Consider the following 11,601-nt stretch of genomic DNA (forward strand, 5'->3'; position numbering starts at 1 on the left):
CGACAGGGGATAAGCGGCAATCTGAAAGCCGATTTCGCGAAGGTCGTCGGGCGAAAGGTCCGGGGTTTCGCCGCCTTCAAGAATATTTGCCATTTTGGGCCCGGGAAGGTCCCGGCAAATTGTGCGCATTTCTTCAACTGACCTGGGCGCTTCGACAAACAGGATATCGGCCCCCAGTTCCGCAAATTTTGCTGCCCGGTCAATCGCCTCGCCCAGGCCATGTTCATGCCGCGCATCTGTGCGGGCGAGAATAAGAATATCCGCCCCTTCTTCGCGCGCATCAACAGCGGCACGGATCCGGTCAAAGGCCTCGTCACGACCAACAACTTCCTTGCCTTTGGTATGGCCGCAGCGTTTGGGGGCGACCTGATCCTCGATCATGATGGCGGCACATCCGGCCTTGGCAAAGCCCTTTACGGTGCGCTTCACATTCATGGCATTGCCATAGCCGGTATCGCCATCGGCGATCACGGGGATGGAAATCGCATCGGTGATGTTGCGGGCCTGGTCCAGAACTTCGCCATAGGACATAAGTCCCAGATCCGGCGCACCAATACGGGCGGCGGCGGTCGAGAAACCCGACATGAAGGTCAGGCCAAATCCCTGCTGCTGGATCAGTTTTGCCGACAGCGCATCAAAACAGCAGGGCATGGTGATCAATTCGTCGCGCGCAAGCATGGCGCGAAGGGTGTTGGCAGGTGTCATGATTCTCACAATTTAAACGGAATATAAAGGGCCAGGTCCGGCCACACATACAGGATGGCGGCGGTCAGGAACATCAGCAGGATGAAGGGGAAAACCCCCTTTGACACTTCGCCAAGCGGTGTTCGTGCGACCGACTGAATAACATACAGGTTCATGCCGACCGGCGGTGTAATCAGGGCACATTCAACCATGATCACCATGTAAACCCCAAACCAGATCGGATCAATGCCCAGTGCCATCGCGGCAGGCAACAGAACCGGCGTCATGATCAGCACCATTGACAGGGCCTCAAACACCAGCCCCATCAGCAACAGCACAACCGAAACCACCAGTACGAAACCAAGCTGGGTATCCACATTGTGACTGATCAGGACCGAAATATCCTGCGGAATGCGATACAGGGTAATCGCCTTGCCAAAAACCTTAGCCCCGGCAATGATCAGAATAACCGCAACCGTGGTGGCCATGCTTTCAAAAACGGCCTTTTTGATGCCGTCCCAACCAAGGGCCGGCATTGTCACCCGGATATTCATTCGGGTCACAAGGCGATCAAACCCGTAAAACAGGCCAAAAACCAGGACCGGCAACAGGAAGTAACCAATGATCGGCCCCTGCCCCTTAAAGACCATGTAATAAACCGCATCGGCCAAAATCATGGTTGCAGGCAGGCGCAAAACCGGAATGGTAATGGCAAGGGACGCGGCAAAACCAATCGCTGCGGCCTCGGTCGGGGTGAAGGCACCACCATAAATGCCGGCAATGATCAGCACGGCCAGCAGGATTGCCGGGAAGGCCTTGAAGGTTGCGCTCCAGCGTTCATTCCAGGACTTTTTTTCTTCCGGCACCTGGCCGCCCAAACGGGCATAAACCATTGAAAACAGGATAAACAGTACCAGCAGGGCAATGCCCGGGCCAATACCGGCCAAAAACAGCGAAATAACCGATTCTTCGGTGACAAAACCATAAATGATCAGCGGAATGGAGGGCGGAATGAGAATACCCAGCGTCCCGCCTGCCGCCAGAAGGCCATAAACAAAGCGTTTATTATAACCCCGATTGATCATTTCCGGGATGGCGACGGTGCCAATCGTTGCCGCCGTGGCAACGGATGACCCCGAAATGGCGGCAAAAACCCCACAGGACAAAATCGTTGCAACCGCAAGCCCGCCCGGCCAATGTCCGACCCAGGCACTGACCGCGGCAAACAGGTCCTTGCCAACCCCGGCCTGCAACAGCACATTCGACATCAGCAAAAACAGCGGTACGGCCAGCAGGATAAAGCCATCCAGCGTCGATAAAATCGCCTGCGGTGCCATAAGCGGCGAAAACCCGCCCAGCAACAGCATGGCAAGGCCCAGGCCCCCCAGGGCAAAGGCCACCGGCACCCGAATAAGCAAAACCGCAAACAGGGCCACCAGGGTGAGGATAATGGTCATTCATGCACCCCTTGCGGAATTTCCCGGCCCATCGCAACCCGGACAATTTCAATAACAGACTGGATCGCCAGCAAGGCAAAACCGATAAAGACCGGCAATTCGGAAATCCAGGTTGGCAGATCCAGCATCGAGCCGGTGGTGCGCCCGCGCTCCAGACTTTCAAAGAAAATGCCATAGCCCTTCCAGGCCACCACAACCGAAAAAGCCCCGACAACGGCCATTGCCAGAATTTCGAGCCCACGCTGCATGTTCGGGCTGCAAAGACGGGTCACAGCATCGACCGCAATATGGCGACGTGCGGTTAATGCCCACGGCATCCCGATCAATGATCCCCAAATCAGGCATAGCTGCGAAAGCTCCGACGCCCAGATGGTGGGGCGCACGAAAAAATACCGGGCGACAACTTCCCAACTTAACATCAACCCTGCCGCAACAAACAGCAGCGCCCCTATCCAGGCCAGTGCAACAATAAATCGGTCATACATTGTGGGACATTACGCGAAGGTGGGTTGATCCGTGCCCTCGCCTTTCCTTTGATGGAAATTCAAAACAAATCGGGTGTTCAAAACAGGAACACCGCCAGCAAATAACGGGCGGCGGTGTTCCATCCAAAGGCTTGTAAGGTTATCAGATCAGAGCTTTTTGGCCGCGTCAAATACCTGCTTGCCAAGATCGCCCGACTCTTTGAGGAAGGAATCATAAACCGGCTGGGAAACCGCGCGCCACTGTTTCAGTTCCTCTTCGGTCGGGGTGTAAATGGTCATCCCGTTTTCTTCGGCTTCCTTGAAGGCTTCGGCTTCAATGGCGCTCATGCGGTCACGCACATCTTTTTCCGCATCGCGCGACGCGGCGGTAATGATGGCACGCTGATCATCGGTCAGGCTGTTCCAGAAATCGGTATTGATCATGACGATGAATTCAACATCGGCCAGATTGGTGACGGTAACAGTATCCATCACTTCCCACAATTTACGCGATTTCACACCGGAAATACCGGTCATGCCCACGTCAACCGTGCCGCGCTGATAGGCCAGATACTGCTCGGAACCGGAAATCAATGTCGGCGCGCCACCGGCGGCTTCAACAAACTGGCCCAGCGACTTGCCAAAGACACGGACTTTTTTGCCTTCAAGATCTTTCGGCGTATGGATCGGTGCGCCCTTGGAGAGCATGATGGTCCCGCCATAAGCCTGCCACCACAAAACGGTGGATCCCGTATCGGCGATTGCCTTGTCCAGTGGTCCGCGTACCGGCGACCCCGGGGCGACAGCGGCACGCACTTTTTCTTCTGAATCGATCAGGAACGGCTGATAAAACACATCAACAGCCGGTACGTCACCGGCATAACGCGTTAAGGAAGCCGAGCCCATTTCAATGGAACCGGAACCAACCGCGCTGGGGATTTCCTTGTCTTTGTATAGGGTTGCCGAATCATAAATCTCAACAGCGATGCTGCCGTTTGATTTTTCTTCGACTTCTTTTTTAAACAGATCCAGATTCTGAACAATATGGCTTTTGGGCGGAAGCTGGGATGCGATACGCAATGTAACATCTGCCGCCTGTGCCGTGCTGCCAACGCCTAAGGTGGCCATCAAGGCCGCGATCATGGCAATTTTTTTCATGTTGAACGTCCCCTGGGTTTTTTAATTACAATCAACGCAAATCATGCGCGAAGATGATCTACTTTGCCCCAAGGGTTCAACATTTTTTCGTCATAATGTGTGATTTTGGCCTTTTGCTTTGGTTCGACCAACGTGGTTTAAACACCTTTGCGTGTAAGTTAATCTTATGTACACGCACTGTCTGCATATCGTGCCATCTTGCAGGTTATTTACCCGGAACGACATTCGCGCATATACAGATTCCCGGTTTTACGGGACGGGAAATTCCCTCAATCGCGAAAAGGATCAGGGATTTGTGTTTTCAGATCGCTTCGTCGCACCAGTTCCAGAAAGGCCATTGCGGCAGGCGACAATGTGCGGCCGGAACGCCAGATCAAGCCAATATCGCGCAGTAGTTCCGGCGTGCCCAAAGGCCGAAACACAAGCGGTTCGCGGCCCAAAACCGGCAAAGTCAGGGCTGGCAGCGCGGTAACGCCCAACCCTTGCGATACAAAGGCTCCGGCCGTTGCCAGGTGGGAAACCTCGAAACGGGGGCGAAACAGCAATCCCTGCTGGGCACAGGCGGCATCGGTCAGGGTGCGCACACTGGTCCCGCTTGCCATTGCGACAAAAGGCTGGCTGACCAGCTCCCGCCAGGAATAGGCCCGTTTTTCATCAAGTGGCCCGCCGGGTGCACCAACCGCCACAAAACGGTCTGTTAGCAATTTTTGAAACGACAAACGGTCCGAAACCTCAACCGCACCGGCGGTAAAGCCCAAATCGGCCTCGCCCAGTTCCACCTCGCGCATAATGCCGTTTGACAGAACATCATTAATTTGAACATCAACGTCCGGATGCGCATCAAGAAAAGTTTGCACCAAGCGGGGCAATAACCCCGCCGTGACAGAAGGCAAGCCGGCAATGGTCAAACGACCACGCCGGGCGGCCTGATAGGCGGCAAATTCGGCCATTGCATGTTCGGTGGTGTTTAATATCCGTTCGGCCAGCCGCAAAAATGTCTGCCCCTGGGGGGTAAGTGTCACGTTGCGCGTATCACGGTCAAACAGGCGGGACCCCACCCGCCCTTCCAGGCGCGTGATCTGGCGGCTAAGTGCGGAGGGCGACAGGCCAACAGTATCGGCGGCGTTGCGAAAGCTGCCATGATCGACCACAGCGCGGAAGGCCCGCATTTCATCCATATCGACATTAATGCGTTTCATGCACGAATTATCGCATTTTTTTCACTTCAGGCAACAAAACTTATCGGGCACACTTTTGAACGTTGCGAAAAAGAAAACCAATAATCTGTCGTAACATCCATACAAGCCCGCCTGCGGGCATTCGGGAGGAAAAACAAATGAAACTCAAAACACTCGCGCTTGCGGGCGCACTTGCGATCGGCCTGTCCCTGCCAGCAATGGCACAGCAAAAACTGCTGATCGGTTCGACCTCGGCCTCTTCCAGTCACTATGGTTATTTTGTCGCTGTTTCCAAACTGATCAATGAAAAGGCCGACGGCCTGGAATCATCGGTTGTGGAAACCGGTGCGACGATGGATAACCTGCGCCGGATTGAACGCAACCAGATCGATCTTGGCCTTGTCACCACCAATGTTGCCCAACACGCGAAAGCAGGTACGAACAAGTTCAAGGGGCATCCGCTCGATATCGGGCTTCTGTGGGTTTATACCGGCGCACCGCAAAATGTGATTGTACGCGAAGATTCCGGCGTCAAATCGCTTTCCGATCTGGCCGGTGTGCGCTTTAATCCGGGTATCAAGGGATCAGCCACGGAAAGCACGACCGAGGCCGTTTTTAAAACCCTTGGCCTTTCGGCTGATTATGTGCGCGGTTCCACCACCGATGTTGTTGACATGATCAAGGATAACCGCCTGGCCGGTTATGTGAAATCGGGTGCGGGCGAACGGCTGGACAGCTCGACACTGGATATTGCCACCTTCACGCCGATCCGCGTTCTTAGCCTGACCGATGATCAGAAAAAAACGCTGGGCGAAAAAATGCCCGATATTTCGCTGGTGGATATTCCCGCCGGTGCGGCGGATGGCATCCCGGCCTATTCCACCTGGAGCTTTGGCGTGGGTGTTGCCGCTGGCATGAAACTTTCGGAAGACATTGCCTATAAAATTGTCGATGCCATCATGAGCGACAAAACCGTTCAGGGCGAAGCAATGGCAAGTGTGAAGGGGGCGGATCTGGCAAGGCTGACCTTGCAATACGGCACCATTCCGCTGCATCCCGGTGCGGCAAAATGGTTCCGCGAGCATGGATATGACATTCCGGCACGTCTTGATCCGGCCAAAAGCTGATTAACCGGCATATCCGGCACAACAATAAAAAACGTCATTCACCGGGAGGAAATTCGTCATGCTGATGCGTGTGCAAAACGGGCTTGCCATTCTTGTCGGGGCATTCGTCTTCTATACGGCGGCATCCGGCCCGTTTGAAAGCCTTATTCAGCGTGCGATTTTCCTTGCCCTGGTTGTCTGCCTTGGTCTGGCGATTTATCCGCTGGGCAAGGATACAAAATGGCGGATTGCCGGGATTATCTTGGACCTGGCACTGGCTGCCGTAACGATCACCGCCTGCACCTATATTGTTATAAATTACGATACCATCATGACCACCCTGCCCTGGGCGACCCCGCAGGATATGGTGCTGACCACCTGCCTGGTTATTGCCATTCTGGAGGTTGGCCGCCGCGCCGTGGGCATCATCTTTCCGATGCTGGTCTTGGTTGGCCTGGCCTATGCCCTGTTGGGCCAAAATTTGCCCGGTATTTTGGGCCATCGCGGCTTTGACAGTGCCTTTGTCACCGAAACCCTGTTTTTGGGCGATCTTGGCATTTGGGGCATGTTAACCGGGGTTGCCGCCACGGTGATTGCCGCCTTCGTGCTGTTTGGTGCATTATTGCTTCATACTGGGGGCGGGCAAAGTTTTATGGACCTTGCCATGCGCATTGGTGGCCGCCAGCCCGGTGGGGCTGCCAAAATTGCCACCATTGCCAGTGGCCTGTTTGGCATGATTTCCGGTTCTGCCGTTGCCAATGTTGCCACCACGGGCAATTTCACCATCCCGATGATGAAACGCCTGGGCTACCCGGCCCCCTTTGCCGCCGCAGTCGAGGCCGTAGCCTCCACTGGCGGGCAAATTGCCCCGCCCATCATGGGGGCGGCGGCCTTTGTCATGGCTGAAATTCTCGGCGTATCCTATGTCGATGTGATGGTGGCGGCCATCATTCCGGCCCTGCTGTTTTATCTGTCGGTTTTTGTCACGGTCCACATTATTTCGGTGCGGCGCGGGCTACGCCTGGTGCCCGATGACGAATTGCCAGCCTGGTCGCGCATTTTGCAATGGCGCCGTGTTCTGCCCATTCTTGCCGCGCTGGGCGGCTTGGGGATTGGCATTTTCATGGGCCGTTCGGTTGCGACATCCGCCTTTTACGGCATTGTCGGCTTATTGTTTGCATTTGTTTTCACGTCCCTTGGCAAGCTGACCCCGGCCGAAATGGCAAAGCGCGTAATTGAAGGCATCGCCGATGCGGGCAAAGGCATGGTGATTATTGGCGTGTTGCTGGCCGGGGCGCAAATTCTGGTTTCCATGATCAATATGACCGGCATTGGTGTCACATTAAGTTCGCTGATTGTTGCCCTTGCGGGGAACTCGATCATACTTGTCGCGCTGATTGTGGCCGGTGTGTGTTTGATTATGGGCATGGGCCTGCCAACCACGGCGGCCTATGTGCTGGTGGCGGCTGTGCTGGCCCCGGCCATGACCAATGTGGGGGTTGATCCGTTAACCGCGCATTTATTTGTTTTCTATTTTGCCACCATTTCCGTCATTACACCGCCGGTATGTGTGGCTGTTTTTGTCGGTGCCGGCATTGCCAAAACCAACTGGCTGCCCGCCGCGGGCGAGGCCGTGCGTTTGGGGGCTGTCACCTATATCGTGCCGTTTATGCTGCTGCTTTATCCGGGCATGACCGGGCGCGGTGGTGTCATTGAAATCATCAATGCCTGCCTGTCCGGGCTGGTGCTGGTTTTTGCCATTCCGGCCCTTTTGGACGGGCAGCGGCTTTTGGGTGCCATCTGGCTGGACCGGGCGATATTGATGGGCTGTATCGCACTTGCGATCTGGTCATTCATGCTGGCGCCGATTATTGCCGTTGCCCTGCTGGCCGGGTGTTATTACTGGTCACGCAATGCCAAACCGGTAACGGAGGTCTGATCCATGAAAACCCTTCGTATCGGCACCGGTGCCGGTTTTGCCGGGGACCGCATTGAACCCGCCACTGACCTCGCCCGGTATGGCAACCTTGACTATCTGGTGTTTGAATGCCTGGCCGAACGCACCATTGCCCTGGCCCAGCAGGCCAAAATGCAAAATCCCGAAACCGGCTTTGACCCCCTGCTGGAACGGCGCATGCGGGCAGTCTTGCCGGTTTGTTATGAAAATAAAACCCGCATCATTTCCAATATGGGCGCAGCCAACCCGCAAATGGCCGGGAAACGGACCCTGGAAATCGCCCGGGAACTGGGCCTCAAAGGCCTGCGCATTGCCATAGTGTGCGGTGATGACGTACATGATCGCATCAGCCCGGACCAGTTTGAGCTGATGGAAACCGGACAAAGCCTTGCCGACCTTGCCAAGCCGGTTATTTCCGCCAATGCTTATTTGGGTGCAGGGCCAATTGCGCAGGCATTGGCCGATGGTGCCGATATTATCCTGACCGGGCGGGTGGCTGATCCGGCCATGTTTTTAGCACCGCTTATTCATGAATTTGGCTGGGCGATGGATGACTGGCAAAAACTGGGCCGGGGCACACTGGTCGGCCATTTGCTGGAATGCGGCGGGCAAATCACGGGCGGCTATTACGCAGATCCCGGCCCTAAGGATGTGCCCGATATTGCCAATCTTGGCTTTCCGCTGGCCGAGGTCTCCGAGGATGGTAATGCCATTATTACCAAAATACCGGGCACGGGCGGCCTTGTTTCGGTTGCCACCTGCAGCGAACAATTGCTCTATGAGGTTCATGACCCGGCGGCCTATTTGCAACCCGATGTGATTGCCGATTTTTCCCGTGTTACCATGACGCAGGACGGCCCGGACAGGGTTTTTGTTTCGGGCGGGGATGGCCATGCCCGGACCGGGAAGCTCAAGGTGTCGGTCGGATATGTGGACTCATTTGTTGGCGAAGGGCAAATTTCCTATGCCGGTTCCAGCTGTGTGGCCCGGGGCCGCCTGGCGCTGGATATTGTCGATCAGCGCCTGAAAATGACCGGGGTCAACTGCCTGGAAACCCGCCGCGATCTGATTGGCCTGGATGCCATTTTGGGCCAATATGACGGTGATACGTCACATATTCCCGAGGTTCGCGCCCGCTTCATCGCACGCACGGCAAGCCTGGCAGATGCCAAACGCATCGGCGAGGAGGTTGAAAGCCTGTATTTAAACGGACCGGCAGCAGGGGGCGGTGTGACACAATCGGCACGCCAGATTATTGCGATTGTTTCCGGCCTGATCAACGAAACAGTCCCTTCCCCCACAATCACAATGTTAAAGGTGTGAACATGCGGCTTCATCAGATTGCGCATTGTCGCACGGGCGACAAGGGCAACATTTCCAATATTTCGGTTATCGCCTATGATCGGCGCGATTTTGCTCTGCTGGCCGATCTTTTGACACCAGCGCATGTAAAACGCTGCCTGGCGGGTATTGCCAATGGCGCAGTTGAACGCTACGAATTGCCGCAATTGGGTGCTTTGAACTTCGTCCTGCACAATGCCCTTGGCGGCGGCGTCACCCGGTCCCTCGCCCTTGATGCACATGGCAAATGCCTGGCTTCTGCGATGCTGGAAATTGAAATTCCGGAGCGTTAGAAGCTGCCGGAAGCACCTCCCCCGCCGCCTCCACCACCTCCGCCAAAACCACCACCTCCGCCGCCTCCGAAACCGCCGGGATAATGAATCCCGTTACCCGCTGGAATTGCACTTAAAATCGCCACCAGTTTTAAACAAACAAAAATAATCACAGCCCCAATCGCACCCGCAATCAGCCAGTGAACTTCAACGTAATTCTGAAAACGATTTCGTATCGCGACAGCCAGTGAAAGAAGTACCACGCCTGCCGCCAACAGATGCCACTTATACCATTCCCAGAATGTGATATTGGCCTGGGTGGTGGATATGATTTGCCTGACACCCTCGGCAATGCCGGCATCATAATTTTCATCATGGAGGGCAGGAACAATATTATCAATCACGTCCTGCATGACAGTGTCATAAATGCCGCCATAACCCGCCCCCAGTTCAATTCGGACTTTGCGATCCTCCTGTGACACAATGAGCAGGACACCCATATTGTCGGGGTCCGTTGATTTCATACCGCCTATATTGAGTACGTTAAATTGCGCTGTCGAAAAACTTTCCCAGCTTCGATGCGATGAAACAGACCAGGTCGACTTAACAGTAAGAACGGAAACGTCGGTACCCGTTTTTTCATCGTAATCTTTCAGCTTTTTGGCAATCTCTGCCTTAACGCCGGGGGATAACAGATGCGCATAGTCGTTAACATAACGGTCATAACGTTTTAGCGGAAAATAATGTGAGGCAGAAAATACGGAAATATAATCGCGTCTCTCGTACTCATTCAAATGAACCACAGTTTGCAAAACCATATTGATGACAGCATCAATCGCACTGTGAATATCATTGTGGGCAAATATTGGCTCAAAGTGATATGTATTTAAATTCTTCCAATCTGTGGCTGATACGCCGAAATTTTTGGGGCTTTTCAATCGAACGGCGTTGTCTTCTTTAGAAAATATCATCAGAATTGCCCGACCGGGCAGCCTGTATGGTGGTGCCTTTTGCATATATTCCTGAATAATGGCTGCCGGGTTATCGGCATCAAACTTCCCGTCCCTCAGTTTTTTAAAAATTGAGTCCAGAACCTTTTTCCGACGGGGATCTTCATAATATCGTGGATCGCCCATGTGCCAGTCACTCAGGGTGCGATCTGCAAGGTCGTCAATCTCCTGTTCAGTGGCCGGAAGCTTGTCCACCGTCAGAATGGAAATCTCGACGGCCTCATTTTGCTCAACTTCAGCGAGAGTCTCGTTCAATGACGCGCGCTTTTCAGGCGTGAACAAAGACGCATAATCGTTCACATATCGTGTTTTACGCTCATAGGGTGCTGCCTGGGATGCTCCCGCCGCCGTTAACATCAGCGACAGAAGAAGAAGCATAAAAACGGATTTCAAGACTAAGTTCCCGGACCAGAAAAAACGCAATTCCAGTTTAGAGATTCTTTCGGTTCCTAAAAAATGAGGAACAGAATTTATCAACAAACGCCTTCTCCCCTACGTAACCAGGTGTAGCAGAGGCAGTCTAGCAACTCACACATGCCGATAGCCCGCGCCTCTGCGCTGTAATTGTCTAATCAACCTAAAGTACACTCGTCGATAAAAAATCGAAAGAACTTGCAGCTATAAGTAATCCATTCAGCAACGCCACAGCGCGATGTTAAGGACAAGACACGAATTTCCCTGTCCATCCCTGCGCCTTCAAAAATTCGTTTTTGAAAATTCCTGCAAAATTTCCTGAAAAAACGTTGCGATCACACCCTAAACAAGCCCAACCTGCCATCCATGCGTTAGTATTGATACAGGTTTCCAAACCTCAATTACCCAGTCCTTCTGATATTTACGGTTGCGGGAATCGGGCTAAGGCAAAGTCCGGTCCTCCGGTTTGTTCCGATATATTCTGTCAAAATAGCGCGAACTGGGGGTACAATCGCCGCACAGCACCGGCACGACCAGCATAACAAATTGATAAATAATAA

The 11,601-nt window shown here is 53.9% G+C and carries 10 protein-coding genes; 4 read left to right on the plus strand and 6 right to left on the minus strand.

Annotation, left to right across the window (positions count from 1 at the left end; translation table 11 throughout):
* From TH25_RS17405 to TH25_RS17425, 5 genes are all read right to left on the minus strand, one after another.
* Positions 1-705: isocitrate lyase/PEP mutase family protein (locus TH25_RS17405; protein ID WP_181847684.1), on the minus strand; the 705-nt coding region annotated here is incomplete at its 3' end.
* 5 nt (positions 706-710) lie between these two features.
* Positions 711-2,141: a TRAP transporter large permease gene (locus tag TH25_RS17410; RefSeq protein ID WP_114089585.1), complete on the minus strand. Its 1,431-nt coding sequence runs from the start codon at positions 2,139-2,141 to the stop codon at positions 711-713.
* The gene (locus tag TH25_RS17415) at positions 2,138-2,626 is read right to left on the minus strand and encodes a TRAP transporter small permease (RefSeq protein WP_114089586.1); all 489 of its coding nucleotides are present in this window, start codon (positions 2,624-2,626) and stop codon (positions 2,138-2,140) included. Before TH25_RS17415 ends, TH25_RS17410 begins: the two co-directional genes overlap by 4 nt.
* Positions 2,627-2,773: 147 nt before the next feature.
* Positions 2,774-3,763: a TRAP transporter substrate-binding protein gene (locus TH25_RS17420; RefSeq protein ID WP_114089587.1), complete on the minus strand. Its 990-nt coding sequence runs from the start codon at positions 3,761-3,763 to the stop codon at positions 2,774-2,776.
* 269 nt (positions 3,764-4,032) lie between these two features.
* Complete coding sequence (locus TH25_RS17425; protein WP_114089588.1) at positions 4,033-4,962, minus strand: LysR family transcriptional regulator; 930 nt, start codon at positions 4,960-4,962, stop codon at positions 4,033-4,035.
* 137 nt (positions 4,963-5,099) lie between these two features.
* Here TH25_RS17425 and TH25_RS17430 point away from each other — a divergent pair, with 137 nt between their 5' ends.
* Genes TH25_RS17430 through TH25_RS17445 form a run of 4 tightly spaced genes read left to right on the plus strand, consistent with a single transcriptional unit; the run spans position 5,100 to position 9,638 of the window.
* Positions 5,100-6,068, plus strand: a complete 969-nt coding sequence (locus TH25_RS17430; protein ID WP_114089589.1) for a TAXI family TRAP transporter solute-binding subunit — start codon at positions 5,100-5,102, stop codon at positions 6,066-6,068.
* A gap of 58 nt (positions 6,069-6,126) precedes the next feature.
* The gene (locus TH25_RS17435; protein WP_114089590.1) at positions 6,127-7,986 is read left to right on the plus strand and encodes a TRAP transporter permease; all 1,860 of its coding nucleotides are present in this window, start codon (positions 6,127-6,129) and stop codon (positions 7,984-7,986) included.
* Positions 7,987-7,989: 3 nt separating this feature from the next.
* On the plus strand, positions 7,990-9,327 hold the full coding sequence (locus tag TH25_RS17440; protein WP_114089591.1) for an acyclic terpene utilization AtuA family protein: 1,338 nt from the start codon (positions 7,990-7,992) through the stop codon (positions 9,325-9,327).
* A gap of 2 nt (positions 9,328-9,329) precedes the next feature.
* Positions 9,330-9,638 carry an AtuA-related protein gene (locus tag TH25_RS17445; protein WP_114089592.1) on the plus strand — a complete coding sequence of 103 codons (309 nt, stop codon included), beginning with the start codon at positions 9,330-9,332 and terminating at the stop codon, positions 9,636-9,638.
* Here TH25_RS17445 and TH25_RS17450 read toward each other — a convergent pair.
* Complete coding sequence (locus TH25_RS17450; protein ID WP_114089593.1) at positions 9,635-11,020, minus strand: TPM domain-containing protein; 1,386 nt, start codon at positions 11,018-11,020, stop codon at positions 9,635-9,637. The two genes, TH25_RS17445 and TH25_RS17450, sit on opposite strands and share 4 nt — an antisense overlap.
* Positions 11,021-11,601 lie beyond the last annotated feature (581 nt).

It is taken from the genome of Thalassospira profundimaris (assembly GCF_003326755.1).
GTDB lineage: Bacteria > Pseudomonadota > Alphaproteobacteria > Rhodospirillales > Thalassospiraceae > Thalassospira > Thalassospira profundimaris_B.

What these genes read in the sequence shown, in the direction of transcription:
- TH25_RS17435 (WP_114089590.1), top strand. Translation starts at nt 6,127, where the DNA reads ATGCTGATGCGTGTGCAAAACGGGCTTGCCATTCTTGTCGGGGCATTC.
- TH25_RS17440 (WP_114089591.1), top strand. Translation starts at nt 7,990, where the DNA reads ATGAAAACCCTTCGTATCGGCACCGGTGCCGGTTTTGCCGGGGACCGC.
- TH25_RS17445 (WP_114089592.1), top strand. Translation starts at nt 9,330, where the DNA reads ATGCGGCTTCATCAGATTGCGCATTGTCGCACGGGCGACAAGGGCAAC.
- TH25_RS17415 (WP_114089586.1), bottom strand. Translation starts at nt 2,626, where the DNA reads ATGTATGACCGATTTATTGTTGCACTGGCCTGGATAGGGGCGCTGCTG.
- TH25_RS17425 (WP_114089588.1), bottom strand. Translation starts at nt 4,962, where the DNA reads ATGAAACGCATTAATGTCGATATGGATGAAATGCGGGCCTTCCGCGCT.
- TH25_RS17420 (WP_114089587.1), bottom strand. Translation starts at nt 3,763, where the DNA reads ATGAAAAAAATTGCCATGATCGCGGCCTTGATGGCCACCTTAGGCGTT.
- TH25_RS17410 (WP_114089585.1), bottom strand. Translation starts at nt 2,141, where the DNA reads ATGACCATTATCCTCACCCTGGTGGCCCTGTTTGCGGTTTTGCTTATT.
- TH25_RS17430 (WP_114089589.1), top strand. Translation starts at nt 5,100, where the DNA reads ATGAAACTCAAAACACTCGCGCTTGCGGGCGCACTTGCGATCGGCCTG.